The sequence below is a fragment of the Nonomuraea sp. B12E4 genome, from assembly GCF_039871825.1.
Taxonomy (GTDB): domain Bacteria; phylum Actinomycetota; class Actinomycetes; order Streptosporangiales; family Streptosporangiaceae; genus Nonomuraea.
In genome coordinates, this window is sequence record NZ_JBDPME010000009.1 from 116,647 (window position 1) to 142,172 (window position 25,526).

A 25,526-nucleotide genomic window follows, 5' to 3' on the forward strand; every position below is an offset into this window, starting at 1 on the left:
CCTAGGGCCCACTAGTGTGGCGGGATGCACGTGGTTGAACTGGAAGGCGTGGGAGTCCGAGTCGTCGGCAAGTCGCTGCTCGTCGGGGTCGATTGGCGGGTGGACTACGGCGACCACTGGGTGATCCTCGGCCCCAACGGCGCGGGCAAGACGACGCTGCTGTCATTGGCGGGTGCCGTGCGGCACCCCAGCGAGGGCACGGTACGGGTGCTCGGTCACCAGCTCGGCCGGGTGGACGTGCGGGATCTGCGCCGCCACATCGGCCTGGTCGCATCCAGCCAGCGGCTGATCGACGAGGAGCTGATGGAGGAGGAGGGCGCGACCGCGCACACCGTCGTGCTGACCGGGCACACGGGGACGAGCGCTCCGCTGTGGGAGAAATATGGCACGGCCGAGCGTGACCGGGCCCACCGGCTGCTGGCCGACCTGGGGTGCAAGGACCTGGCCGAGCGGCCGTTCCGGGTGTGCTCGCAGGGGGAGCGGGCCCGGATCAGGGTGGCCAGGGCGCTCATGGCGGACCCGGCCGTGCTGCTGCTCGACGAACCGTTCGCGGGGCTCGACCTGCCCGCGCGGGAGGACCTGATCAACGCCGTGGAGGATCTGGCCACGACCCGGCCCGTGCTCACCACCGTGACGGTGACCCACCATCTGGAGGAGGTGCCGGCGACGACCACGCACGCGATGCTGATGAGTGATGCCCGGGTGCTCGCCGCCGGGCCGGTGGCCGACGTGCTCACCTCGGCCAACCTCTCCGACTGCTTCGGCCGTCCCCTCCACGTGGACCGCCTCGCCGGCCGCTGGTACGCCCGCGCCATCCGCCCGTAACCCCCCACGAGCCCAGCCGACCTGTCCGGCGCCCTCCGGCCCGTCACGGCCGTTCGGGTTTCGGGCACGTGGTCAGGCTTATCGGCCGGCTCCCGGCCTGTCGCGGCCGCCGGGGTTCGATCATGTGGCCGGGTTGGCCGGCTCGCCGTCCGTCGGTTGCGGGCGGTCAGAGTTCGAGCACGCGGCCCGCGACCACCAGTGCCACGTACTCGGATTCGGCGGCGAGGCGTTCGTTGAGCCGCCCCAGGGCGTCCCGGAAGGCCCGCCCGCTGGCCGTGGCGGGCACCACGCCCATCCCCACCTCGTCGGACACCGCCACGACCGGCCGGCGCGCCTGCCGCCAGGCCGCCACGAGCTCGTCGCACCGGGCCTCGACCGGGGCTCGGTCGCCCTCCCAGGCCCCGTGCTCGTCGAACACCGCCGCCAGCCAGGTGCCGAGCCCGTCGATCAGCAGTGGCGTGGTGGCGTGCCCGATCATGCCGACGAGGTCGGTGGTTTCGGCCGTCGCCCAGTGCACCGGCCGCCGCCCGCGGTGAGCCCGCACCCGTGCCGCCCACTCGCCGTCGCCCGCGCCGTCCGGGCCGGTGGCGACGTAGGTGACGTGGGGCTCGGCGGCCAGCCTGGCCTCGGCCTCGGCCGACTTCCCCGATCGCGACCCGCCCAGCAGCAACGCCCGCCGCGGCTGCCGCCCGCCCACCGCCTCCAGCGCCACACCCGCCCCGACGGCCTGCTCGGCGCTGGGTGCCGGCTCCACGCCCGGGGCAGGTCCGGTGCCTGGGGCCGGGTCTGTGCTGGGGGCGAGGTGTGTGCCTGGGGGCAGGGTGGTGGCCGTGGTGAGTTCTGTGCCGTCGGGGACGGTGCGGGCGCCCCAGGGGCGCAGGCGCCTGGTGAGTTCCGCCTCTGAGCGCACCCGGTGGTCGAGCCCGACGGCCACGACCTGGGTGGCGTCGTCGACCAGTCCCGACCGGCGCAGCGCACCGAGCCGTTCCGGGTGGTCGAGGAGGTCGATCAGCACCACGTCGTAGCGGGCCGGTCCGTCGTCGGGCACCGGGCTGCCCGACGGAAGGTGAAGCAGGCTGGTCCCGTCGGGGCAGAGCAGGCCCAGGCCGCCGGCGCAGGCCCGGTAACCCGGGGGCGGTTCGGTGGCGGGGAAGCGGACCACGTCGTCCACGATCAGCTCGAAGGGGCGGCGATGGCCGGGCGCCAGGCCGGCGCACGAAGCGCATCGGCAGCCGGGCTCCGGCCAGCCCGCCGCGCCGCCCGTACCGGAGAGAAGGACTTTCACCGCGCCGAGCGTACAAAGGCCGTGGGATGTGCCGGCTTGGCGGGGCTTGGGTGTGGCGGCGGGCGGCCACCCGGCGTGCCGCCCCCGAGCGGCCCGAGGGCCTCGGCGCCCGCCAGGCCCCCGGGGGTGGGTTGGGTGCGACACGATATGCGTGCGGGATCGATCAAACTCCGAGCTCGGGAGTAGGGTTCCAGTGCCTGCGGAGGGTGCGCCGGCGAACCCGCAGAAAAAGGAGCGTATGGCATGACATGGCGGTGGCGTTATGAAAATGCAAACGGTGGTGAGGTAACCGATCGCCCCTTGCCGCGAGAGGTTTTTCCGAGCCAGGCGGACGCCGAGTCCTGGCTCGGCGAAAACTGGCGTGACCTGCTCGAATCCGGAGTCGAACAGGTGGCCTTGCTGGATGAGGACCGCGTTGAATACGCGGGATTGTCATTGCGTCCTGAGTAAGGGCCCGGAAACCTGAAAACCCCTTGAGCGCCATTGCGGCTCAAGGGGTTTTTGTTGGGGTGCCGGGGTTATCAGCGGTTGCGCGGGCTCACGGTCTTGGCGGGGTCGCGCTCCACGATGTCGCCGAGTGCCTCGTCGATCCGGCGGAGCACCTCGTCGTCGAGCTTGACGCCGGCCGCCTTGACGTTGTCGCTCACCTGCTCCGGGCGGGTGGCGCCGACGATCGCGCTGGAGACGTTCGGGTTCTGCAGGACCCAGGCGATGGCCAGCTGCGCCATGGTCAGGCCGAGGTCGGCCGCGATCGGCTTGAGCTCCTGCACGCGGGTGAGGACGTCGTCGTTCATGAACCGCGAGATCATGTTGGCGCCGCCGTTGGTGTCCGTCGCCCGGGAGCCGGCGGGCGGCTGCTGGCCGGGCACGTACTTGCCGGTGAGCACGCCCTGGGCGATCGGCGACCAGACGATCTGACCGATGCCCTCCTTCTCGCTCAACGGCACGACCTCGGCCTCGATGACCCGCCACAACATCGAGTACTGCGGCTGGCTCGAGACGATCCGGTCGAAGCCCATCTCGTCAGCGATCTTCAACGCCTGGGAGATCTGCTCGGCGGTCCACTCGCTGACGCCGACATAGAGGACCTTCCCCTGACGTACGAGGTCGTCGAACGTCTTGAGGGTCTCCTCCAGCGGCGTCTCGAAATCGAAACGGTGCGCCTGGTAGAGGTCAACATAGTCGGTCTGCAGGCGACGCAGCGAGGCGTGGATCGACTCGGTGATGTGCTTGCGCGACAGCCCGCGGTCGTTCTGGCCAGGGCCGGTCGGCCAGTAGACCTTGGTGAAGATCTCCAGCGACTCCCTGCGCACGCCCTTCAGCGCCCGGCCGAGCACCGCCTCGGCCTTCGTCCCCGCGTAGACGTCCGCGGTGTCGAACGTGGTGATGCCTTCGTCAAGGGCCGCCTGCACGCACTGCTTGGCGGCGTCCTCCTCGACCTGAGAGCCATGGGTGAGCCAGTTGCCATAGCTGATCTCGCTGACTTTGAGGCCGCTGCGACCAAGGTGTCGGAATTCCATGGAACAGACCCTATGCCCATGCATGGGATGATTCGTTTCGGGATAGGGTGCGCGGCGTGCTGAAGCTCGTACGCCTGGCGCTGACGGCTGCCGTCTTGACCGCGATCGGGATACGGCTGCGCCGCCGGGCCCGCATGCGCGCGGCGGGGAAGCCCGCGGCCCCGGCGCCGCGGCGGGCGCGCCGGAACCTCGGGGGCCTGCGGATGGGCCTGGTGTGGGCCGGCATCGCGGCGATCGTGGCCGTCGTCCTGGTGGCCGCGCTGGTCCCCACCCGGGCGCAGCAGGACGCGGCGGCGCAGGCTCGGGCCTACCAGGCCAAGCAGGACGCCATGACCGCCGAGCTGCTGCGGGAGCAGGCCGAGCAGCCGCCGGCGAGCCTTCCGGCGGCCACCTGGTCGCCGGGCCCGGCGAGCACCGGGCAGCAGGAGATCCCCGATCCCCACTGCTCGCCCACGCCCCGGCCCGTCGCCCTGCGGCCGGTCGACCCGAAGGTCAGGCGGGCGGTGGATCGGCAGTGGCGGCGGATCGAGGGCTGGCTGAAGGAGAACGCGCCCCGTACGTATCGGACGCTCGGCGCGCCGGGCAGGGCGCGCACGATCGCCGTCGCCGAGTCCCAGATGGGCGTGGACTTCCCCGACGACCTGCGGGCCTCGCTCCTGCGGCACGACGGCTCGCGCGGGGCGGGGGCGTTCGGGTTCGGGTTCTGGTCCGGGGGCGCGGCCAACCTCGGTACGCGCCAGATCAGGGACGCCTGGCGCTGGATGTGCTCGTGGGAGCGCACCGACCTCGGCACCGACCCCGGCATCGAGTACTGGAACGGCAGGATGATCCCGTTCCTCGCCTACGTGGAGCGCGACTCGGAGGAGTCGCCCTTCGCCGTGGTGGACTCGGTGGGAGGCGCGGTGGGCTGGGACGACGGGATAGGCGGCATGGCGCCGCGCCATCCGTCCTACCACGCGCTCATGCGGGCCGTCGCCGACGCCCTGGAGCAGGGCACGGCGATCGACGGCTGGCGGCCCACGGTCGCGCGCGGCGTGCTGCGCTGGAAGGCTCCGTGACGGCCGACTGGAAGAAGTGACCGAAATTTCGGAAAATTTCTGTCACTTTTTGGCAGGAACCGGCTTACCACCCGGCAACACCTGAGGCGGCGGGAAACGCAGCTTGCGGATCTGCAGCGCCCGCATCGCCGCGTAGAAGCCCACGCCCCTGGCGCTCTCGTTGGGCAGCTTCTCCGCGACCAGCCGCTTGATCCGCCACGCGACATAGAGAGAGGTGAAGAGCACCCCGACCATCATGATCGGCCAGCCCACCGCGATGACGATGTTGAGCACCGCGGCCCGGATCTCGATGGGCCAGGGCACCCACGTCGCCAGCAGGATGACCAGCGAGAACGGCAGGAAATACTGGCTCGGCAGCCGCCGGGAGTCGACCCAGTCACGGGCCAGCTTGCGCGCGGGGCCCTTGTCACGAGCGGGGTAATACCGCTCGTCGCCTGCGAGCATGCCGCGGCGGGCCCGATCGCGCTCGGCGGCCTGCTTGGCACGCATCTGCCGGTAGGCCTCTTTGCGGTCCTTGGGAGCCGTGACCGGCTGGCGCCGCCTGCCTTCGGCATCTCGGCGCTTGGGTGTGGGACGACCTTTACCCTGGGGCTTAGGATCGTCAACGGGGACGGGGGTGTCGTCCACAGAGGTTTGGGAACGGCGTCGCAACACGACCTCAACCCTACCTGGAGTGCAACTTAGTGACGCCCCCGTGCGTTATGCGTAGGGTAATCCCAAGGCGGTTGCGCTGCATTGGGAGAACACCAGCACGACCTAGAAGGGGACGGCCGACGCGCATGAGCGTGATGAAGAGACTTTCGATGATCTTCAAGTCCAAGGCCAACAAGGCCTTGGACAAGATGGAGGATCCGCGCGAGACCCTCGACTACTCCTACCAGCGGCAATTGGAGCTGCTGCAGAAGGTGCGCCGGGGGGTGGCCGACGTCGCCACCTCGCGCAAAAGGGTGGAATTGCAGGTCACGGGCTTGGAGAAGCAGGCCCAGCGGCTTGAGGAGCAAGGCCGTAAGGCGCTGTCCGTCGGGCGTGAGGACCTGGCCCGCGAGGCGCTGCAGCGCCGGTCCAATCTGCAGTCGCAGATGGCCGACCTCAAGGTGCAGCATGACAACCTGCAGGCCGAGGAGGAGAAGCTGACCACGGCTTCCCAGCGGTTGCAGGCCAAGGTCGACTCCTTCCGTACGAAGAAGGAGACGATCAAGGCGACCTACACCGCCGCCGAGGCGCAGACTCGGATCAACGAGGCGTTCTCCGGCATCTCCGAGGAGATGGGCGACGTCGGACTGGCGATCCAGCGTGCCGAGGACAAGACCGCGCAGATGCAGGCCCGCGCGGGCGCGATCGACGAGCTGCTGGCCAGCGGCGCGCTCGACGACTTCAGCGGCACCCGTGGTGACGACATCCAGGCCGAGCTCGACCGCATGGGCGGCGGCATGGACGTCGAGCTGGAGCTCGCCCGGATGAAGGCCGAGCTGGGCCAGGGCCCGGCCCCGAAGAGTGCCATCGAGCAGGGGCAGCCGCCGCAGCAGCAGCAGGCCCAGCCGCAGCAGCACCAGGGTGGCCAGACCCAGCAGTTCCGCCAGCCCGGGGAGGGCGCATGATTGTCAGGATCATGGGCGAGGGCCAGGTGGAGATCTCCGCCGACGACATCTCGATCCTCAACGAGCTGGACAACGAGCTGGAAGCGGCCATCGACGCGAGCGACGAGCAGGCGTTCCGCGTCAAGCTGCACGCGTTGCTCGACAAGGTGCGCCACGTGGGCAAGGCGCTTCCCGACGACAGCCTTGAGCCGTCAGAGCTGATCCTTCCCCCCGCGGACGCCTCGATCGAGGAGGTCCGGGAGATGCTGGGCGACCAAGGTCTCATCCCGGGCTGAGTCCCGTGCGTACGAGGTTCGCGTCCGACCGCGGCCTGACCAGCCGCATGGTCGTGACGATGTTCCTGCTCGGGCTGCTCTACGTGGTGTTCGTCGGCGTCCTGGTCGCCTTGGGCGTCCGGGCGCTGACCGTGCTCGTGCTGGCCGGAGGTCTGCTGCTCGTGCAGTACTTCCTGTCCGACCGCATCGCGTTGTTCGCGATGCACGGGCGGGAGGTCACCCCGCAGGAGGCCCCGGAGCTGCATGGCCTGATCGACCGGCTGTGCGCCCTCGCGGACATGCCCAAGCCGCGGGTGGCGATCGCGGATTCCGACGTCCCCAACGCGTTCGCCACCGGCCGCAACCAGAAGAGGGCGGTCGTCTGCGTGACGACCGGCATTCTGCGCCGGTTGGAGCCCCAGGAGCTCGAGGGCGTGATCGCCCACGAGCTCTCCCACGTCGCGCACCGCGACGTCGCCGTCATGACGATCGCTTCGTTCCTGGGCATCGTGGCCGGGCTCATGACCAGGTTCGCGCTTTTCACGGGGCTCGGCGGGCGCCGGAGCGGCAACCAGGGCGGGATTCCCATCGGGCTGATCATCGTTCTGGTGTCGGCCCTCGTCTACGCCGTCAGCTTCCTGCTCACCCGCGCCCTGTCGCGCTATCGCGAGCTGGCCGCCGACCGCGCGGGCGCGCTGCTCACGCAACGCCCGTCGGCCCTGGCCAGCGCGCTGGTCAAGGTGACCGGCGACATGGCCAGGATCCCGACCCGCGACCTGCGTGAGGCGGAGCCGTTCAACGCGTTCTACTTCGCGCCCGCCCTGGCCAAGGGCACGTCGCTGGCCACCCTGTTCGCCACGCACCCGCCGCTCGAACGGCGGCTGGAGCAACTGGCGGACATCTCCAAGCAGGTCGGCAGGGGGTGATCCGGCGATGGGCTGGCTCGACGCGCTGCTGGGGCGCTCCAAGCCGGTCAAGCCCAACCTCGACGCGCTGTTCGCGCTGCCGTCCGCGGCCGTGACGCTGCAGGCCGCGACCGGTCTCGTCCCCACCGGTCTCGGCTCGGTGGCGTTCCGGGCCGCGGAGGGCGGCGCCTTCGCCACGCTCGAACGCGACGTCAAGGCGCTGCTCGGGGAGCGTGTCGAGGAGTCCCATGACGACTACGGCTACACCTGGCTGCTGGTGAGCCGCCCGCCCGACGCGCTGAGCGAGCTGGTGACGGAGCTGCACGCGGTCAACTCCTCGCTGGAGTCGGCCGGGTTCGGGCCCTCGCTGCTGTGCTCGCTGGTGTCCTTCGCCGGCGACGGGGGGCGGCTCGCGGTGGTCTACCTGTACAAGCGGGGCACTTTCTACCCGTTCGCGCCGGTGCCCGGGCAGCGCCGCGACAACGCGCTCGAACTGCAGGCCAGGGCGGCCCTGGCGGGCGAGTTGCCGCTGGAGAAGGATCTCACTCGCTGGTTCCCGGTGTGGGGCGCTCCCGGGCTCTGACTCCGATCTTCGTCACGCTCGGTGTTCTAATTGTCACGTGGAGCGAAGGTTGTTGGTGCTTGCGGCTTCCGCGTTCGTCGTGGCGGCGGTCCTGGGCAGCGCGTGGATCACCGGCCAGTTCACCACGCCCGCGGTCGACCGCATCGACGGGTACGTCGGCGAGCTGGCCGCCCGGAACCAGCCGTGGACGCGGCTGTTCCGGGTCAGCGAAGGGTTGTCGGGCCTGACCTGCGCGCTGGGCGTGGCGCTGGTGCCGAGGGTGGCGCGGGAGTGGCCGGGCTGGCTGGCGCTGGCCGCGTTCGGGCTGTTCACCTTCCTGGCCGGGCTGTTCCCGTTGGACTGCGCCGCGCTGAGCGACCCGGCCTGCGGGCACACGAGCATGTCGTTCGGGCACCGGGCGCACATGCTGGCAGGGCCACTCGGCGCGCTCGCGGTGCTGACCGCCATGGTGGTGCTCAGCCTGCGGTGGCGCTCGTGGGTGTCATGGCTGTTCACCTGGCTGAGCCTGGCCGCCACGCTGCTCACCGTGGCCGCGCACGCCGACCGGCACGGGGTGGGGATCGCGCACCGGGCGCAGCTCACGCTGATCGCGGTCTGGCTGGTGTACGCGGCGGTCCACCTGCTCATCTCCGACGACGACCACTTTCAGCCGGCACGGGACGAGCCGCGGGCGGCCGCCCGGTCCGGCAGCGTGGCGAGATGGGACGGGTACGGGCGGCCGCACGTGGTCGAACAGGGTACGGGGACCGTGGTGCTCGTCACGGCCGGGCCCGGGGGCGCCTGGTTCCACTGGGACCGGGTGGCCGCGCGGCTGGCCGGATGCCGCCGCGTCATCCGCTTCGACCGCCCCGGCCTCGGCCTCAGCCCCCGCTCGCCGGCCCCGCCCACCCTGTACGCCGAGGTCGCCCGCCTGGCCGCGCTGGCGCCCGCCCACCCGGAACGCGTCACCGTGCTCGCCCACGGCGTGGCCTGCTGGCACGCGGAGGCCTTCGCCCGCCTGCACCCGCTCTGCGTGGCCGGACTCGTCCTGGTGGACCCGGCCTGCGCCGTCCGGCGCCGGCGGCTCGCGCTGAGCGGGAGGGCCGGCCAGTGGCTGCCCGCCCTGGGCGGCACATGGGGCGCGACCGCGCTGGCCCGCCTCACGGGGCCGGTCGCGCACCGGCTGCTCACGGGAGGGCCCGACCCGTCGGGCACCTACAGCATGGGCAAGGTGCCGCTCGCGATGGCGGGGGAGTGGCTGGCCCGCCGCGACATGGCCGCCGACCTGTGCCGGCTCCGGGAGGGCAAGCCGTTCCCCGGCGTACCGGTCATCGTGATCAGCACCGGCGCGCGGGACTCATGCCGGCGAGAGCTGGCGACCATGCTCGGCGCCCGGCTCGTACGCCTGCGGGTGTCCCGGCGCCAGGTCACCCTCCAGGCCCCGGAGGCGATCGTGGAGGCGGTGTCCGCCGTGCTCCCGAACGGTCCGGGGCCCTCCCCGCCGGGCCGCGGGTACGTGTGACGGAGGGACGACATGGGCTTCGGCTTCAGCCGTACCGGGTAGTCCTTCGCCACCGGCATCCCTAGGATCAAGGCGGAACCCACAAAGAGGGGGTTGGCGTGGATATCACCGTCGTCGGCGAGGGCGCCGTCCTGGCCGCGCCCGACATCCTGCGGCTGCACGCGGGCGTCGAGGTCCGCAGGGCGTCGGCCGCGGAGGCGTTCACCGCCGTCCGGGCCGCCGCCGCCCGGCTGGCCGAGGCGCTGAGCCGGGCGGGAACAGCGGCGCATGACGTGCGCACGGTGGAGCTCTCCCTGGGCCCTGAGTACGAGGCGTACCCGAAGGTGACCTCCTACCGGGCGGCGCAGGGGGTGGAGGTGGTCGTACGCGACCTCGCCCGGGCCGACCACGTGATCGACACCGTGGCCGGAGTGGGCGAGGAGGCCAGGCTGAACGGTGTGGCCTTCGAGCTGTCCGATCCCTCGGCCCCGCTGCGGGAGGCCAGGACGAGGGCGTTCCGGGAGGCCGCCGCCAAGGCGGCCCAGTACGCCGAGCTGGCCGGGCGGCCGCTGGGCCGGGTGGTCTCGGTGAAGGAGGAGGTCCGGGGCGGCCCGGTGCCGATGAGGGCCGCGCTGGAGGCGGCCGAGACCAGGGCCTCGGTCAGCCCCGGCCGCCAGACCCTCTCGGTCACGGTCGAGGTCGGCTACGACTTCGCCGCATAACCCGGGCTCGCGCCGCCCGGGCTCGCCCCGGCCGGGGCTCTCGACGGGCTCGGGTAACGAGGCTCGGCTGGCCGCTGGGGCCCGCGCGACCGGGCTCACGTCGGCGGGGTCAGGGGAGGGCCAGCATGCGGTCCAGCGCGACCCTGGCCCAGTGGGCGGTGTCCGGGTCGACCGTGATCTGGTTGACGACCTCGCCCAGCACCAGCGACTCCAGCGCCCACACCAGGTGCGGCAGGTCGATGCGGTTCATCGTCGAGCAGTAGCAGACCGTCCGGTCGAGGAACGAGATGCTCTTGTCGGGGAACCGCTGCGCCAGCCGCTTGACCAGGTTGAGCTCCGTACCGACCGCCCAGCTCGAACCCGCAGGCGCCGCCTCCAGCGTCTCGATGATGTGCTCCGTAGAGCCCACGTGGTCCGCCTTGAGCACGACCTCGTGGCGGCACTCCGGGTGCACGAGCACGTTCACGCCGGGGATGCGGGCGCGTACCTCGTCCACCGAGCCGGCCGCGAAGCGGCCGTGGACCGAGCAGTGGCCGCGCCAGAGGATCATGCGGGCGCGCTCCAGCTCCTCCCTGGTGAGCCCCCCGCCCGGCCGGTGCGGGTTCCAGACGACGCAGTCCTCCAGCGACATGCCCATCTCCAGCACCGCCGTGTTGCGCCCCAGATGCTGGTCAGGCAGGAACAGCACCTTTGGTGCCGTCGCCCGGCAGGCGTCATCCCCCTGCTCGAACGCCCAGTCCAGGGCGCGGCGGGCGTTGGAGGAGGTGCAGACCGCGCCGCCGTTCCGGCCGCAGAAGGCCTTGATGTCGGCGCTGGAGTTCATATAGGTGATCGGGATCACCCGATCGCCCAGCCCCGCGTCCTCCAAAGCCTCCCAGCACTCCTCGACCTGGTCGAACGTGGCCATGTCCGCCATCGAGCAGCCGGCCGCCAGGTCGGGGAGGATCACCTTCTGGCCGCCGGAGGTCAGGATGTCGGCGGACTCGGCCATGAAGTGCACGCCGCAGAACACGATGAACTCCGCCTCCGGCCGGGCGGCGGCCTGCCGGGCGAGCTTGAAGGAGTCGCCCGTCACGTCGGCGAACTGGATGACCTCGTCGCGCTGGTAGTGGTGGCCGAGCACGAACAGGCGGTCGCCGAGCGCCTCCTTGGCCTTGCGCGCCCGCTCCACCAGCGCCGGGTCGGAGGCCGCCGGCAGCTCGCCGGGACAGTCCACCCCCTTCTCGCTGTGCGGATCGGTGCCCTGGCCGAGGACGAACAGCGGCAGGTCAGTACGGGTCGCCATTGCCATACCCCCTTATCGTCGATTTGACGATACTCATGATGACACACCGGCAAACGTGGATATTCCGGGGGGAGGTGACCCGGGAATGTGTGGCATGGCGCAGGTGTTGGTAGCGTCATTAGTAGGACGTCAACCAGACAGCCTGGGTAGGGAGTCAGCAGATGACGGTTGAGAGCAGCGAGACCACGACGCAGGGCCTGATCCTGACTGACGCGGCCGCCGCAAAGGTCAAGAGCCTGCTGGAGCAGCAGGGTGAAGAGGGCCTGCAGTTGCGTGTCGCGGTGCAGCCGGGGGGCTGTTCGGGGCTGCGCTACCAGCTCTTCTTCGACGACCGCTCGATGGACGGCGATGTCGTGTCGGACTTCGGCGGGGTCAGCGTGGTCACCGACCGCATGAGTGCCCCCTACCTGATGGGCGCGTCCATCGACTTCGTGGACACCATCGAGAAGCAGGGCTTCACCATCGACAACCCCAACGCCACGGGGTCGTGCGCCTGCGGCGACTCGTTCAACTAGTCGATGGCGATCTGGTCCCGCCCGCCTTTGTGCGCGCGGGACCTTCGCGTATTCTCGGGGAGCCCATTTTGGCCTGCCGACAACGAGGAAGAAGAATCCCGTGCGCATCGCCGTCACCGGCTCCATCGCGACAGACCACCTGATGACTTTCCCCGGGAGCTTCGGCGAGCAGTTCATCGCCGAGCAGCTCGACCGGGTGTCACTATCGTTCCTGGTCGACGACCTCCAGATCCGCCGCGGAGGCTGTGCCGCGAACATCGCCTTCGGCATGGCCTGCCTGGGCCTCCAGCCGATCCTCGTCGGTGCCGTCGGTAACGACTTCGCCGACTATCGGTCGTGGCTGGAGCGCCACGGCGTGGACTGCGGATCCGTACACGTCTCGGAGACCCGGCACACCGCGCGCTTCCTGTGCACCACCGACGAGCACCACAACCAGATCGCCTCCTTCTACACCGGCGCCATGGCCGAGGCCCGGCTGATCGAGCTGCGGCCCGTGGCCGACCGCGTCGGCGGGCTCGACCTGGTGCTGATCAGCCCCAACGACCCCGACGCCATGCTGCGCCACACCGACGAGTGCCGGCAGCGCGGCATCCCGTTCGCCGCCGACATCTCCCAGCAGCTCGCGCGCATGGCCGACGAGGACATCCGCAAGCTCGTCGACGGGGCCGCCTACCTGTTCTCCAACGACTACGAGAAGGGGCTCATCGAGCAGAAGACCGGCTGGTCCGACCAGGAGATCCTGGGCCGGGTCGGTGTCCGGATCACCACGCTCGGCCCCAAGGGGGCCGTCATCGACCGTGCGGGCGAGCCGTCCATCCAGGTCGCCCCCGCCCCCGAGAACGGCAAGGCCGACCCCACCGGCGTCGGCGACGCCTTCCGCGCCGGGTTCATGTCCGGCCTGGCCTGGGGGCTGTCGCTGGAGCGGTGCGGCCAGCTCGGCAACCTCACCGCCACCCACGTGCTCGAACGCGTCGGCGGCCAGGAATACGAGCTCGGCCAGCAGGGCTTCCTCGAGCGTTTCCGCTCGGCCTACGGCGCCGAGGCGACCGAGGAGATCGCCGAGCACATCCGCTGCTACCACCCCTGAGCGCGCGCCGGGTTCCCCGCCGCGAGCGTCACGCGGCGCGCGGCGGGGACCGATGACCAGGGCTCAGTAATTACGCCTGACGTGGATCGCCCAGCCGCCCTCCGGCAGCTCGTACGACCCCACATGGCGATGTGACTTCAGCCTGCACCACGCCGGCACGTCCGTGTAGGCCGCCGGATCGTCGGCCAGCACGGCCACCACGGCGTTCAGCGGGACGTAGTTGATCTGCTCGGCGAGCATGATGATCGGGATCGGGCATTTCTTGCCGAGCGCGTCGATCGTCAAAGCCGGCTGGGTAACCTCGGTCATGCGACTCCTGCGTCCTGGCGGATGCGGCGCACCAGCTCGGGCAGCACGGCGAGAAATCTGTCGACCTCGGCCGCGGACGTGCCCCTGGGCAGCGACACCCGGACATTCCCATGCGTCAGCACGCCCATGGCCTCAAGAACGTGCGATGGACGAAGCGTACTAGCGGTGCACGAACTTCCGGACGATACGGCGAAACCGGCCTTGTCAAGCTCCGTCAGCAACGCCTCCCCGTCAACGTACAGGCACGAGAAGGTCACGATGTGCGGCGCCCGGTCGGTGGGGTCGCCGATCACCTCCACGTCGGGGACGGTCTTCGGCACCATGTCGCGGATCCTGCCGACGAGCTCCGACAGCCGCGCCTGCTCCTGCGCCGCCTCCGCGACCATCGCGCGCAGCGCGGTCGCGGCCGCGACGATGCCCGGCACGTTCTCGAACCCCGGCACCCGCCGCCGCTCCCGCTCGTCCTCCGGCAGGAACGAGCGGAACCGGGTGCCCTTGCGCACCACCAGCACGCCCACGCCGGCCGGGCCGCCCCACTTGTGGGCGCTGGCGGTCAGCACCGCCCAGCCGGGCGGGATCGGCATGCGACCGGCCGTCTGCGCCGCGTCCACCAGCAGCGGAACGCCCTGCGCCCGGCAGGCGGCGGCCGCCTCCGCCACCGGTTGCAGGGTGCCGACCTCGTGGTTGGCCGTCTGAAGGCAGGCCAGCGCGGTCCCCGGCCGGGCCACCGCCGCGGCGAACCGCTCGACGTCCACCCGTCCGCTCAGCTCCACGCCCACGGTTTCCACCGTGCCGCCGTCGCGTTCGTGCACGCCGCCCGCGTGCAGGACGCTGGAGTGCTCCACCGCGCTGGTGACCAGATGGCGCCCGACCCTGCGTCTGCCGTGTAGGGTGCCGAGGACGCCGAGATGCACGGCTTGCGTGCCGGATGAGGTGAATGAGACCTCGTCGGGCCGCGCGCCGAGTGCCTCGGCCACCTCCGTGCGGGCCTGTTCGAGCAGCAGGTGCGCGCGGCGGGCCTGGCCGTAAAGTCTCGCGGGGTCGGCCCAGCCGACGTCGATCGCCGCCAGCAGCGCCTCGCGCGCCTGAGGGTGGAGCGGCTCACTCGAAGCCGCGTCGAAATACGCCACGAGACTTATCGTCCCACTTGCGGCGCCATCGAGGGGTCGCGCGGGAGGGCGAGGTACCTGCACGCTAATGTGTCTGCAATCAGCTGTGCATCTGGAAATACGAGCGCCCAAGGGAAAGACTCTTGGGCTTCATCTGTGGGGTAGGCGATCCGTGAGTCCGACTCGCCGTACGACACGGCGTTCGTTGGCCCGGCGCAGGGTGCCACGCGCCGCCGCTTTGGCGTTGCTGCTGGCTACCGCGACGGCGTGTGCTAATGACGTCCCCGAGGCCAATTGGTCTCGCGGCCTTCTTCCTGACCACGTCACCGAGCAGGGCGACGTGGTGCAGAGCCTGTGGAACGGGGCCTGGATCGCCGCACTCGCCACGGGTGCCGTCGTCATCGTGCTGATCCTGTGGGCGGCCATCTTCCACCGCAAGCGCAAGGCCAAGGCCGAGCTCCCGCCGCAGGTTCGCTACAACCTGCCGATCGAGATGCTCTACACCTTGATCCCGCTGGTCATGGTGTCGGTGTTCTTCTTCTTCACCGCCCGTGACAGCGACGTGCTCACCCGCGTGGACGGCAACGCGCCGGTCAAGGTCAAGGTCGAGGCGTTCCAGTGGAGCTGGCGTTTCACCACGACCGTCAACGGCAAGACGCTGCAGCCGGTGGCCGGTGTGCCCGTGAGCGATTACAAGCAGGGTCCCCAGCTTGTCCTGCCGACCAAGTCGAAGATCGAGTTCGACCTGTCGACCGACGACGTCATCCACTCGTTCTGGGTGCCGGAGTTCCTCTTCAAGCGGGACGTCATCCCCGGCCTCTCCGAGGACAACCCGGGCCGCAAGTTCGAGATCACGACACTCGACAGGCCCGGCGTCTTCGCCGGGCGGTGCGCCGAACTGTGCGGCGTCGACCACAGCCGGATGCTGTTCTCGGTGAAGCTCGTTCCGCAGGCTGAGTTCGACCAGTACATCGCGACCCACCAGGCTGGGAGTGCCCAGTGACCGCCATACAAGAACCACTGATCGCGCCCGCGAGGCCCCACAGCAAGGGCCAAGTGATCGCCAAGTGGCTGTCCTCCACCGATCACAAGATCATCGGGCACCTGTACCTGATCACGTCGTTCGCGTTCTTCCTGATCGGCGGCGTCATGGCGCTGGTCATGCGGGCCGAGCTGGCGCAGCCCGGGTTGCAGTTCACCAGCAATGAGCAGTTCAACCAGCTGTTCACCATGCACGGCACGATCATGCTGCTGATGTTCGCGACGCCGCTGTTCGCCGGCTTCGCCAACGAGCTGATGCCGCTGCAGATCGGCGCCCCCGACGTGGCCTTCCCCCGGCTCAACATGGTGAGCTACTGGCTCTACCTGTTCGGCAGCATCATCGCCGTGTCGGGCTTCTTCACCCCGGGTGGCGCGGCCTCGTTCGGCTGGTTCGCCTACACGCCGCTGTCCAACGCGATCAACTCGCCCGGCATCGGCGGCGACCTGTGGATCATGGGCCTGGCCCTGTCCGGTCTCGGTACGATCCTCGGCTCGGTCAACTTCATCACCACGATCATCTGCATGCGCGCTCCCGGCATGACCATGTTCCGCATGCCGATCTTCACCTGGAACGTGCTGCTGACCAGCATGCTCGTGCTGATGGCCTTCCCCGTGCTGGCCGCCGCGCTGCTGGCCCTGGAGGCCGACCGTAAGCTGGGCACCCATATCTTCGCCCCGGAGAACGGTGGGGCGCTGCTGTGGCAACATCTGTTCTGGTTCTTCGGCCATCCCGAGGTCTACATCATCGCGTTGCCCTTCTTCGGCATCGTGACCGAGGTGCTGCCGGTCTTCAGCCGTAAGCCGATCTTCGGTTACATGAGCCTCGTGGGCGCGACGATCTCGATCGCGGGTCTGTCGATCACGGTCTGGGCGCACCACATGTTCCCGACCGGGCAGGTGCTGTTGCCGTTCTTCTCGTTCATGACGTTCCTCATCGCGGTGCCGACGGGTGTGAAGTTCTTCAACTGGGTCGGCACGATGTGGCGCGGGCACCTGTCGTTCGAGTCGCCGATGCTGTTCTCGGTCGGCTTCCTCATCACGTTCCTGCTGGGCGGTCTGACGGGTGTCATCCTGGCCTCGCCGCCGCTCGACTTCCACATCAGCGACACCTACTTCGTGGTGGCCCACTTCCACTACGTGGTCTTCGGCACGGTCGTGTTCGCCATGTTCGCGGGCTTCTACTTCTGGTGGCCCAAGTTCACCGGCCGGATGCTCGACGACAAACTCGGCAAGCTGCACTTCTGGCTGCTGTTCATCGGCTTCCACACCACGTTCCTGGTGCAGCACTGGCTCGGCATGGTGGGCTTCCCGCGCCGCTACGCCGACTACAGCGCGGCCGACGGCTTCACCGACCTCAACATGATCTCGTCGGTGGGCGCGTTCATCCTGGGCGCCTCGATGCTGCCGTTCTTCTACAACGTCTGGAAGACCTGGCGCAGCGCGCCCAAGGTCACCGTCGACGACCCCTGGGGCTACGGCGGCTCGCTCGAATGGGCGACCTCCTGCCCGCCGCCGCGGCACAACTTCACCTCGCTGCCGCGCATCCGGTCCGAGCGCCCCGCGTTCGACCTGCACTATCCGCACGTGTCCGCCAAGCCCGCCAAGGCGGAGGTGGAGGCCTGATGAAAGTCCAAGGCTGGCTGTTCCTGCTGTGCGGAGTGTTCTTCGCCGGCGTCGACATCGCCTACTGGTTCTGGACCAAGGCCGAGACGGGTCACGGTGAGCCGGTCGGCACCACCGCCATGGCCATCTCGGTCGGGTTCGCGTTCATGGTCGGCTACTACCTGATGTTCACCGCGCGCCGCATCGGCGCGCAGCCGGAGGACGACAAGCAGGCCGAGATCAGCGACGGCGCGGGCGAGCTCGGGTTCTTCAGCCCGAGCAGCTGGTGGCCGTTGTTCCTGTGCCTGGCCGCGGCCTTCGCCTTCGCCGGGTTCGTGATCGGCTTCTGGATGTTCCTGATCGGCGTCTTCATGGTGATCATGGCCATGATCGGGTTCGTGTTCCAGTACTACCGGGGTCACTTCTCGCACTGAAGTATCCACCGAAGCGGGCGCCTCTCTTGGGGGAGGACGCCCGCTTTTTGGTGTTCTTTGCCAGAGTACGGATGTGGTGATTCGATCACTCAGGGTAGTAAAGGAGGCAGAAGGGGTTCGATCTTGGACGAGGGAGTCACTCGTGGGGCGCGTAGCGTATGGATCGTCCGGCCTGCTGGCCTTGGCGCTGCTGACGACGTGCTCAGCGTGCTCGGCGGGACCGGCCGAGGAACCCAAGGGGGTAGGCGTGGCCGGCGCCCAGGCGGCGTCTGTCACGGTCTTCCCGCAGGACAAGAGCCGGAACGTGACCACGGACCGGGACGTCGTGGTGTCGGCCCAGGGCGGCACGCTCAAGAGCGTACGGGTGGACGGCGGCAAGTCCGGGATCCTGGCGGGCGAGCTGAGCGCCGACCGTACCCGCTGGCGCAGCCTCGGCAACGTCCGCCCCAACTCCACCTACACCGTCACCACGGTCTCCGTGAACTCCGCGGGCCGGCAGAACGAGACCACCAGCACGTTCCAGACGGTCAAGGGCACCAAGACCTTCGACATCAAGACGATCACCCCCAACAAGGACGACACCGGCCTCACGGTCGGCGTCGGCATGCCCATCATGATCACCTTCGACCAGCCGGTCGCCGACCGCCTGTCCGTCGAGCGCAACCTGTCCGTCCAGAGCTCCAAGCCGGTGGAGGGCGCCTGGCACTGGTTCGACGACACCCACGTGGACTTCCGGCCGCGCAAATACTGGCCGGCGCACACGAAGGTACGGGTGGAGGCGAAGCTGGCCGGCGTACGCGGCGGGCCGAACATGTACGGCAAGCGCGACGTCAAGCTCGACTTCAAGATCGGCCGCTCCCAGATCACCAAGGGGAGCCTCAACGAGCACGTGCTCTACGTACGGCGGGACGGCAAGCAGATCCGCGAGATGCCGATGAGCGCCGGCCAGGGCGGCGCGTGGAAGTACCACACCACCTCGGGCATCCACCTGGCGATGTCCCGCGAGTCGGCGACGCTCATGACGTCGCCGGGCATCGGCCCGGGCCAGGCGGGCTACTACTCGCTCATGGTGTACAACACCGTCCGCATCTCCAACAGCGGCGAGTACGTGCACAGCGCGCCCTGGTCGGTGGGCTCGCAGGGCAACTCGAACGTCAGCCACGGATGCGTGAACATCAGCCCGTCCAACGCCATCTGGTTCCTCAAGAACACCCTGATCGGCGACCCCATCATCCTCACCGGGGGACCGCGCAAGCTGGAGCCCACGAACGGCTGGGGGCACTGGCAGGAGACCTGGAAAGAATGGCTCAAGTGGAGCGTGCTGAAGGACGCCTCGACGATGGCCCTCCTGTAGCCCCCGACCCCGGACCGGCCCTCAGGAGCCGTCTGAGGCCCTCTGAGGGGAATCGGACGTGGGCTTGGGGGCCAGCGGGCGCTCTTGGGTCAGCGGCACCGCCGAGAGGGGCGGTGGCTGACCCTCAACGGCGCCGCCGAGGCGTCAGTTGGAGCTGCTGACCTGGACCCAGCGGTCGAGGATGGCCGCGGCGGCGCCGGAGTCGACGGCCTCGACCGCGCGGGCGTAGCCGTCGATCATGGCGGCGTCGAGATCGTCACCGGGGCCGTGCAGCGCCACCAGGGCCGCGGCGGCGTTGAGCAGCACGGCGTCGCGCACCGGGCCGGTCTTGCCGCCCACCAGGTCGTGCACCGCCTGCGCGTTGAACGCCACGTCGCCGCCGCGCAGCGCGCCCACGTCGGCGCGCGCGATGCCGAGCACCGCCGGATCGAAGCTCCGCTGGGTCGCCGTGCCGTCCCTGACCACCCAGACCGTCGAGGTGCCGGCGATGGTCAGCTCGTCCAGGCCGTCGTCGCCACGGAACACCAGGGCGGACACGCCGCGCTCGGCGAAGACGCCCGCGAGCACCGGCAGCATCCCGGAGTCGAACACGCCGATGGCCTGGGCCGCGGGGCGGGCGGGGTTGGTGAGGGGGCCCAGGAAGTTGAACACCGTGGGGACGCCGATCTCCTTGCGGGTCGGCCCGGCGAAGCGCAGCGCGGGGTGGTAGACCGGGGCGAAGCAGAACGCGATGCCCGCCTCCTCGGCCACCCGCGCCGTCTGCTCCGGCGTGAGGTCGAGCCGGATGCCCAGGTGCTCCAGCACGTCGGCGGCGCCGCACGAGGACGAGGCGGCCCGGTTGCCGTGCTTGACCACCCGGGCGCCCGCGGCCGCGGCCACGATGGCGGCCATCGTCGAGACGTTGACGGTGTGGGCGCGGTCGCCGCCGGTGCCGACGACGTCCACCACCGGCCCCTCCACCGTCAGCGGCGTGGCCAGGTCGAGCATGGTCCGGGCCAGGCCCACCACCTCCGCCACCGTCTCACCCTTGGCGCGCAGGGCCACGGCGAAGCCGGCGATCTGGGCGGAGGTCGCGGCGCCGGACATGATCTCCCGCATCGCCCAGGCCGTCTCGTCGGCGGTGAGGTGCTCTCCGGACAGGAGAGCGGAAAGCAGGGTGGGCCAGGTCGTCCGGGAGTCCATGGGCACCTACTTGGCGTTGAGTCGGGTGGAGGAACGGCGCCGCATCAGGTCGGCCACGGTGTCGGCCAGGACCATCGGCTCCAGAGGCTGCGGCACGACGGCGTCGGCCTTGGACCAGTCGGCCAGCCAGCGGTCGTCCCGCCGGGCGATGATCAGGAGGATGGGCGGGCAGTCGTAGACCTCGTCCTTGGCCTGGCGGGAGACGCCCATGCCGCCCGCCGGCTGCGTCTCGCCGTCGAGGACGGCCACGTCGATCTCGCCCGATCCCAGCCACTGATGGACCTTGGGCTCCGTGGCGCACTCCACGATCTCTACGAGAGGCACGTCGGCCGCGGGCCGCCTGCCGATGGCCTGGACCACCTCGGCCCTGGTGGCGGCGTCGTCACTGTAGACGAGGACCCTCATCGTGTCGTCGGTGCTCCCGGTGGACGTCACTGTCGCGCTCGCTATCGCTCGAAGGGGTAGGGTCACCTGGGATCGTACCGGTGCGGCGGCGTGCAATCCCAGGCCGCCCGGCCGGTCGCCGGGTTCCTGGGGGATTTCTGATAATTATCCCAGGTTGCTTGGTGGTTTGTACCTGCTAACGGGGGGTCGTGCGCCGGACCGACCACCGGAGCCGCAATAATGCTGCCCGTGGCGACAGCATCCGCAATAACTTCGACGACGGCAGCCCAGTCGTCCCGACGACCAAACCTGGTCAGCGTCGGGACGATCGTGTGGCTGTCCTCCGAGCTCATGTTCTTCGCGGCGCTGTTCGCGATGTACTTCACCATCCGGTCGGTGAGCGAGGGCAAAGGCATCGAGTGGGGACCCGCGTTCCTGCCCGTCGGTGCCGAGGCCGAAGGCGCTCACCTGAACATCCCGTTCGCGACGGTCAACACGATCATCCTGGTTCTGTCGAGTGTGACGTGCCAGCTCGGTGTGTGGGCCGCAGAGAAGGGGCAGGTCGGAAAGCTCCGCTTCTGGTACATCGTCAGCTTCCTCATGGGCGCGATCTTCGTCGCCGGGCAGTTGTACGAGTACGGCGAGCTGGCGTCAGAGGGCGCGACCCTGTCCGCTAACGCCTACACCTCGGTGTTCTACCTGACGACGGGCTTCCACGGCCTGCACGTGACCGGTGGCCTGATCGCGTTCCTGTTCATGCTGGGACGCACGTACGCCGCGAAGCGCTTCACGCATGAGCAGGCCACCAGCGCGATCGTCGTGTCCTACTACTGGCACTTCGTCGATGTCGTCTGGATCGGTCTTTTCGCGACCATCTACATCATTCGTTAAGGAACGGGATCTCTGTGACTAGGATCACCGCTTGGCGGCGGCATCCCCTCGCGAGATATGCCGTCCTGATTTTGGCGTTGGCGCTGGTCGGGATGGTATACACCGCCTTTGCCCAGGCGGGGAAGCCCGCCGACGCGGCGATGGCGGCCGGCAAGGTCGATGACGTGGCCGAGGGCAAGAGCCTGTTCGTCCAGCACTGCGCGAGCTGCCACGGCATGAACGCGCAGGGCACCACGTCCGCTCCCACGCTCATCGGCGCCGGCGCCGCCGCCGTCGACTTCCAGATGAGCACCGGACGCATGCCCGCCGCCGCCCCCGGGCCGCAGGCGCCGCGCAAGCCCCCGGCCGGCTGGGTCAACGAGGACACGACCCGCCAGATCGCCGCCTACGTGCAGTCGCTCGGCGGCGGCCCGCAGGTGCCGGCCGCCGAACAGGTCGACCCCAAGCTCGGCGACGCCGGCAAGGGCGGCGAGCTCTTCCGGGCCAACTGCATCCAGTGCCACAACTGGGTCGGCGCCGGCGGTGCGCTGACGCAGGGCAAATACGCGCCCAACCTGAACCAGGCGACCCCGCAGCAGATCTACGAGGCGATGGTCACGGGCCCGCAGGCGATGCCGGTCTTCAACGACACGACGATCACGCCTGAAGAGAAGCGCAGCATGATCGCGTACATCACCCAGGTTCGCGAGCAGAAGGACCCCGGCGGTTTCGGGCTGGGCAGGATTGGCCCCGTCACCGAAGGTCTCGTAGCGTGGATAGTGGGGCTCAGCGCCCTCGCACTCGCCGCCATCTGGATCACCGCGAAGAAGCGACAGAAGTCATGACAGACAACGAGCACGAGATCGAGCAGCCGGAAGAGCGCATACCCAAGCGTGTCATCGGCACCCCCCCGCCTGGCACCTCGATGCTCGGCACCGCGGAAGTGGCGGAGGCCGACCAGGAGATCCCCGGGGTCATACTGCCGGACGAGGCCAAGGCCCGTAAGGCCGAGAGGATCGTGGCGCTCTGCTTCATGGTCACCTTCCTGGCCGCCATCGCGTTCATCATCTCCTACGTGGTGTTCCAGGTCGGCAGCCCCGAGGCGACCGGGGTGTCGAACTTCGCGCTGGGCACCTCGCTGACGGTCGCCGTCCTGGGGCTGGCGGTCGGCATCGTGATCTGGGTCCGCCAGATCATGCCGAAATACTCCCTGGTCCAGGAGCGCCACCCGATGGCCTCCGCCGAGGACGACCGCGAATACGTGGCCGACACGTTCGTGCGGGGCGCCAACGAGAGCGGCTTCCTCAAGCGCAAGATGCTGCGCCGTACGCTGCTGCTGGCCACCGCGCCGCTCGGCCTCGTGCCGCTGGTGCTGCTGCGTGACCTCGACAACAGCAAGATGCCCGGCGCCCAGTTCAACAAGATGCTGCGGCACACGGTCTGGGGCACGAAGACCAAGGAGGGCAAGCCGCTCAGGCTCGTGGTCGAGGGCACGGGGCAGCCGATCCGCGCCGCCGACTTCAACTCGCCCGGCGGCATCCTGTCGGTCGTCCCCGAGGGCTACGAGCACGACCTCAACGCCCTGGCCAAGGCCACGCTGATCCTGATCAAGTTCCGGCCGGAGGAGCTCAAGAGCGGCGTACGGCAGAACTGGACGCACGACGGCATCGTGGCGTACTCCAAGATCTGCACCCACGTGGGCTGTCCGGCGGCCCTGTACGAGCAGAACACTCACCACATCCTGTGCCCGTGCCACCAGTCGACGTTCGACGCCGCCGACGGTGCGAAGGTCATCTTCGGCCCGGCCGCGCGGCCGCTGCCGCAGCTGCCGATCACGGTTGACCAGGAGGGATACCTCATCGCCCAGGGAGACTTCGAAGTGCCGCCCGGCCCCAGCTACTGGGAGCGCGGTGACGCCGAGGCCGAGGCCAGGGCGAAGGGAGGGCAGGCATGAGCGACGACCTGAAGACCGTCCCCAAGGCCGTCGAGGGTCCGGCGACCTTCCTCGACGAGCGGCTCGGCGGAGCCAACTTCCTCAAGCGCAACCTGCGCAAGATCTTCCCCGACCACTGGTCCTTCCTGCTGGGTGAGATCGCGCTCTACTCGTTCGTCATCCTGCTGCTGACCGGTACGTTCCTGACGTTCTGGTTCAAGCCCAGCATGATGGAGATCGCCTACGACGGCTCCTACGCGCCGCTCAAGGGCGTGATGATGTCGCAGGCCTACGCGTCGTCGCTGGAGATCAGCTTCGACGTCCGCGGTGGCCTGCTGATCCGGCAGATGCACCACTGGGCGGCCCTGCTGTTCGTGGCCGGCATGATGGTCCACATGCTGCGGGTGTTCTTCACCGGCGCATACCGCAAGCCGCGCGAGCTCAACTGGATCATCGGCGTGCTGCTGCTGACGCTGGCGCTGGCCGAGGGTCTGACCGGCTACTCGCTGCCGGACGACCTGCTGTCCGGTGCCGGTCTGCGGATCACCGAGGGTGTGGCGATCTCGCTGCCGCTGGTCGGTACGTACATCACGTTCTTCTTGTTCGGCGGGGAATATCCGGGTGAGGATGTCATCTCCCGGTTCTACTCGCTGCACATCCTGCTGATCCCGGGCATCCTGCTGGCGCTGATCTCGGCGCACATGGTGCTCATGTGGGTGCAGAAGCACACCCAGATGCCCGGCAAGGGGCGGGACAACAAGAACGTGGTGGGCGCGCCGTTCTACCCGGCCTTCATGCTCAAGGCCGGCGCGTACTTCCTGTTCACGCTCGCCGTGGTGGCGGGGCTGGCGACGTTCACCCAGATCAACCCGATCTGGTTGTTCGGGCCCTACACACCCGCCGACGTGTCGGCCGGTTCGCAGCCGGACTTCTACATGGGCTTCCTCGAAGGCGCGCTACGCATCATGGTGCCGTGGGAGATCAACCTCTTCGGCACCGCCCATGCCGGCACGCTGCCACTGAGCGTCATCATCCCGGCGTTGGTGCCGATGGGCATCATCATGACCGGGTTGGCGCTCTATCCGTTCCTGGAACGCTGGGTGACGGGCGACCACCGCGAGCACCACATCGCGGACCGGCCGCGCAACAACCCGCACCGGACCTCGATCGGCATGTCGGCCATCACGTTCTACGGCGTGTTGTGGCTGCTCGGCGCCAACGACGAGATCTCGGCGAACTTCCACATCAGCCTCAACTGGACGACCTACAGCGGCCGGGTGCTGGTCTTCGTGTTGCCGGCGCTGGCCTACATGATCACTTACCGCATGTGCCTCGGCCTGCAGCGCTCGGACCAGGCGGTCATCGGGCACGGGGTCGAGTCCGGGGTGATCAAGCGGCTGCCGCACGGTGAGTTCATCGAGGTGCACACGCCGGTGGCGGAGGACATCGAGGCTCACATGCGTGGCAAGGAGCCGGTGCTGATGCTGCCGGTGGCCGAGGACGGCGCGGGCATCCTGCCCAAGGGGATGCGCGGGCCGCTCGGCAAGCTGCGCGCCCGCATGTCGAAGGCGTACGGCGGGGAGAAGATCCCGCTGGACGACGGACACGGGCATGGGCACGACGAGGAGCACGCCGCCATCGGGTCGGGCGGCAACGACGACCGCAGCCTCACCCACTGACCCCATCGCCACACCGCACGGGCCCGCCCGGAACCTTCCGGGCGGGCCCGTCGGCGTGTCGGCCCCGCCGCCGCATCCCTGGCGGTCCTTCCACGGCACACGAGCTGGGCGTGCCCTTGGGGATCTGAGCTTCTGCGCTGAGCCACGCCTGGTGGCGTTCGCGCTGTAGTGCGGAGCGGTGCCTGGTGGTGGCCGGGTCCTGGGCTCCGGCCGGCGGTCAGTCGGCTTCGGGGAAGCCGATGGAGAAGGCGGCGTCGAGGTCGTGCCTGGAGTAGGCGCGGAAGGCGATGTGCGTCTCCGTGTGCAGCACCCCGGCCACCTTGTTGATCCGCCCGGGAACCACCTCGGCGATCTCCTCGTAGGCGGCGACCCGGACCATGGCCATCAGGTCGTATTCGCCGGTGATGGAGTAAACCTCGCTGACCCCGTCGATCTCGGCGATCGTCTGGGCGACCTCCGGGATCCGGTCTACCTCTGCATTAATGTGGACGATAGCCGTGACCATGGACCAA

28 protein-coding genes are annotated in these 25,526 nt (G+C 69.4%); 19 read left to right on the plus strand and 9 right to left on the minus strand.

Features of this window, described 5'->3' with window-relative positions:
* The first annotated feature begins 24 nt into the window (after positions 1–24).
* Complete coding sequence (locus tag ABGB18_RS21700) at positions 25–825, plus strand: ATP-binding cassette domain-containing protein (RefSeq protein ID WP_347697379.1); 801 nt, start codon at positions 25–27, stop codon at positions 823–825.
* Between the two features lie 166 nt (positions 826–991).
* Here the strand turns inward: ABGB18_RS21700 and ABGB18_RS21705 are convergent, their stop codons facing one another.
* On the minus strand, positions 992–2,110 hold the full coding sequence (locus ABGB18_RS21705; protein WP_347697380.1) for a bifunctional adenosylcobinamide kinase/adenosylcobinamide-phosphate guanylyltransferase: 1,119 nt from the start codon (positions 2,108–2,110) through the stop codon (positions 992–994).
* A gap of 243 nt (positions 2,111–2,353) precedes the next feature.
* Between ABGB18_RS21705 and ABGB18_RS21710 the strand changes: the two genes are divergently transcribed.
* Positions 2,354–2,560, plus strand: coding sequence for a hypothetical protein (locus ABGB18_RS21710; RefSeq protein WP_138693754.1), 207 nt, complete (start codon positions 2,354–2,356; stop codon positions 2,558–2,560).
* Between the two features lie 71 nt (positions 2,561–2,631).
* On the opposite strand, the gene ABGB18_RS21715 is transcribed toward ABGB18_RS21710, so the two are convergent.
* On the minus strand, positions 2,632–3,630 hold the full coding sequence (locus ABGB18_RS21715; RefSeq protein ID WP_347697381.1) for an aldo/keto reductase family protein: 999 nt from the start codon (positions 3,628–3,630) through the stop codon (positions 2,632–2,634).
* 56 nt (positions 3,631–3,686) lie between these two features.
* Here ABGB18_RS21715 and ABGB18_RS21720 point away from each other — a divergent pair, with 56 nt between their 5' ends.
* Positions 3,687–4,688, plus strand: coding sequence for a hypothetical protein (locus tag ABGB18_RS21720; RefSeq protein WP_347697382.1), 1,002 nt, complete (start codon positions 3,687–3,689; stop codon positions 4,686–4,688).
* A 42-nt stretch (positions 4,689–4,730) separates the two neighbouring features.
* Here the strand turns inward: ABGB18_RS21720 and ABGB18_RS21725 are convergent, their stop codons facing one another.
* Complete coding sequence (locus tag ABGB18_RS21725) at positions 4,731–5,315, minus strand: DUF3043 domain-containing protein (protein ID WP_347697383.1); 585 nt, start codon at positions 5,313–5,315, stop codon at positions 4,731–4,733.
* A gap of 152 nt (positions 5,316–5,467) precedes the next feature.
* On the opposite strand from ABGB18_RS21725, the gene ABGB18_RS21730 reads away from it, so the two are divergent.
* The 6 genes from ABGB18_RS21730 to ABGB18_RS21755 all read left to right on the plus strand — a co-directional run bounded on the left by ABGB18_RS21730 (position 5,468) and on the right by ABGB18_RS21755 (position 10,230).
* Complete coding sequence (locus ABGB18_RS21730; protein ID WP_347697384.1) at positions 5,468–6,286, plus strand: PspA/IM30 family protein; 819 nt, start codon at positions 5,468–5,470, stop codon at positions 6,284–6,286.
* Positions 6,283–6,561: a hypothetical protein gene (locus ABGB18_RS21735; protein ID WP_347697385.1), complete on the plus strand. Its 279-nt coding sequence runs from the start codon at positions 6,283–6,285 to the stop codon at positions 6,559–6,561. The genes ABGB18_RS21730 and ABGB18_RS21735 overlap by 4 nt, the downstream gene beginning before the upstream one ends.
* Positions 6,562–6,566: 5 nt before the next feature.
* Entirely contained in the window at positions 6,567–7,466 is a 900-nt protein-coding gene (htpX, locus tag ABGB18_RS21740; protein ID WP_347697386.1) for a zinc metalloprotease HtpX, read from the plus strand.
* A 7-nt stretch (positions 7,467–7,473) separates the two neighbouring features.
* Positions 7,474–8,028: a hypothetical protein gene (locus tag ABGB18_RS21745; protein ID WP_347697387.1), complete on the plus strand. Its 555-nt coding sequence runs from the start codon at positions 7,474–7,476 to the stop codon at positions 8,026–8,028.
* Between the two features lie 55 nt (positions 8,029–8,083).
* Positions 8,084–9,529 (plus strand): alpha/beta fold hydrolase, encoded by a 1,446-nt coding sequence (locus ABGB18_RS21750; protein WP_347697388.1) that lies wholly within the window; start codon positions 8,084–8,086, stop codon positions 9,527–9,529.
* A 98-nt stretch (positions 9,530–9,627) separates the two neighbouring features.
* Entirely contained in the window at positions 9,628–10,230 is a 603-nt protein-coding gene (locus tag ABGB18_RS21755; protein WP_347697389.1) for an SIMPL domain-containing protein, read from the plus strand.
* A gap of 109 nt (positions 10,231–10,339) precedes the next feature.
* Here the strand turns inward: ABGB18_RS21755 and nadA are convergent, their stop codons facing one another.
* On the minus strand, positions 10,340–11,521 hold the full coding sequence (gene nadA, locus ABGB18_RS21760; RefSeq protein ID WP_347697390.1) for a quinolinate synthase NadA: 1,182 nt from the start codon (positions 11,519–11,521) through the stop codon (positions 10,340–10,342).
* Positions 11,522–11,676: 155 nt separating this feature from the next.
* On the opposite strand from nadA, the gene erpA reads away from it, so the two are divergent.
* Complete coding sequence (gene erpA / locus ABGB18_RS21765; RefSeq protein WP_090930529.1) at positions 11,677–12,030, plus strand: iron-sulfur cluster insertion protein ErpA; 354 nt, start codon at positions 11,677–11,679, stop codon at positions 12,028–12,030.
* A 100-nt stretch (positions 12,031–12,130) separates the two neighbouring features.
* Entirely contained in the window at positions 12,131–13,117 is a 987-nt protein-coding gene (locus tag ABGB18_RS21770; protein WP_347697391.1) for a carbohydrate kinase family protein, read from the plus strand.
* 63 nt (positions 13,118–13,180) lie between these two features.
* Here ABGB18_RS21770 and ABGB18_RS21775 read toward each other — a convergent pair whose 3' ends face one another.
* Both ABGB18_RS21775 and ABGB18_RS21780 read right to left on the minus strand, forming a co-directional pair.
* Complete coding sequence (locus ABGB18_RS21775) at positions 13,181–13,426, minus strand: sulfurtransferase TusA family protein (protein WP_043638353.1); 246 nt, start codon at positions 13,424–13,426, stop codon at positions 13,181–13,183.
* Entirely contained in the window at positions 13,423–14,556 is a 1,134-nt protein-coding gene (locus ABGB18_RS21780; protein WP_347697392.1) for a cysteine desulfurase family protein, read from the minus strand. Before ABGB18_RS21780 ends, ABGB18_RS21775 begins: the two co-directional genes overlap by 4 nt.
* 223 nt (positions 14,557–14,779) lie before the next feature.
* Here ABGB18_RS21780 and ABGB18_RS21785 point away from each other — a divergent pair, with 223 nt between their 5' ends.
* The 4 genes from ABGB18_RS21785 (at position 14,780) to ABGB18_RS21800 (ending at position 18,966) form a co-directional block, all read left to right on the plus strand.
* Positions 14,780–15,538, plus strand: a complete 759-nt coding sequence (locus tag ABGB18_RS21785) for a cytochrome c oxidase subunit II (protein ID WP_347697393.1) — start codon at positions 14,780–14,782, stop codon at positions 15,536–15,538.
* Positions 15,535–17,199 carry a cytochrome c oxidase subunit I gene (ctaD, locus tag ABGB18_RS21790; protein WP_347697394.1) on the plus strand — a complete coding sequence of 555 codons (1,665 nt, stop codon included), beginning with the start codon at positions 15,535–15,537 and terminating at the stop codon, positions 17,197–17,199. The genes ABGB18_RS21785 and ctaD overlap by 4 nt, the downstream gene beginning before the upstream one ends.
* Positions 17,199–17,612 carry a cytochrome c oxidase subunit 4 gene (locus tag ABGB18_RS21795; RefSeq protein ID WP_347697395.1) on the plus strand — a complete coding sequence of 138 codons (414 nt, stop codon included), beginning with the start codon at positions 17,199–17,201 and terminating at the stop codon, positions 17,610–17,612. Before ctaD ends, ABGB18_RS21795 begins: the two co-directional genes overlap by 1 nt.
* 142 nt (positions 17,613–17,754) lie before the next feature.
* Positions 17,755–18,966 carry an Ig-like domain-containing protein gene (locus ABGB18_RS21800; protein WP_347697396.1) on the plus strand — a complete coding sequence of 404 codons (1,212 nt, stop codon included), beginning with the start codon at positions 17,755–17,757 and terminating at the stop codon, positions 18,964–18,966.
* A 144-nt stretch (positions 18,967–19,110) separates the two neighbouring features.
* On the opposite strand, the gene trpD is transcribed toward ABGB18_RS21800, so the two are convergent.
* Together trpD and ABGB18_RS21810 are read right to left on the minus strand one after the other, a co-directional pair.
* Entirely contained in the window at positions 19,111–20,148 is a 1,038-nt protein-coding gene (trpD, locus tag ABGB18_RS21805) for an anthranilate phosphoribosyltransferase (protein WP_347697397.1), read from the minus strand.
* Positions 20,149–20,154: 6 nt separating this feature from the next.
* Positions 20,155–20,553, minus strand: a complete 399-nt coding sequence (locus ABGB18_RS21810; RefSeq protein ID WP_347697585.1) for a hypothetical protein — start codon at positions 20,551–20,553, stop codon at positions 20,155–20,157.
* Positions 20,554–20,772: 219 nt separating this feature from the next.
* Between ABGB18_RS21810 and ABGB18_RS21815 the strand changes: the two genes are divergently transcribed.
* The 4 genes from ABGB18_RS21815 to ABGB18_RS21830 all read left to right on the plus strand — a co-directional run bounded on the left by ABGB18_RS21815 (position 20,773) and on the right by ABGB18_RS21830 (position 25,014).
* The gene (locus tag ABGB18_RS21815) at positions 20,773–21,423 is read left to right on the plus strand and encodes a heme-copper oxidase subunit III (RefSeq protein WP_090930539.1); all 651 of its coding nucleotides are present in this window, start codon (positions 20,773–20,775) and stop codon (positions 21,421–21,423) included.
* 92 nt (positions 21,424–21,515) lie between these two features.
* Positions 21,516–22,247, plus strand: a complete 732-nt coding sequence (locus ABGB18_RS21820) for a c-type cytochrome (protein ID WP_347697398.1) — start codon at positions 21,516–21,518, stop codon at positions 22,245–22,247.
* Positions 22,244–23,356: a Rieske 2Fe-2S domain-containing protein gene (locus ABGB18_RS21825; protein ID WP_347697399.1), complete on the plus strand. Its 1,113-nt coding sequence runs from the start codon at positions 22,244–22,246 to the stop codon at positions 23,354–23,356. The genes ABGB18_RS21820 and ABGB18_RS21825 overlap by 4 nt, the downstream gene beginning before the upstream one ends.
* A complete protein-coding gene (locus tag ABGB18_RS21830) occupies positions 23,353–25,014 on the plus strand; it encodes a ubiquinol-cytochrome c reductase cytochrome b subunit (protein ID WP_347697400.1) in 1,662 nt (553 codons plus the stop codon). The genes ABGB18_RS21825 and ABGB18_RS21830 overlap by 4 nt, the downstream gene beginning before the upstream one ends.
* Before the next feature lie 217 nt (positions 25,015–25,231).
* Here the strand turns inward: ABGB18_RS21830 and ABGB18_RS21835 are convergent, their stop codons facing one another.
* The gene (locus ABGB18_RS21835) at positions 25,232–25,519 is read right to left on the minus strand and encodes an Lrp/AsnC ligand binding domain-containing protein (RefSeq protein WP_090930543.1); all 288 of its coding nucleotides are present in this window, start codon (positions 25,517–25,519) and stop codon (positions 25,232–25,234) included.
* Between the last annotated feature and the right edge of the window lie 7 nt (positions 25,520–25,526).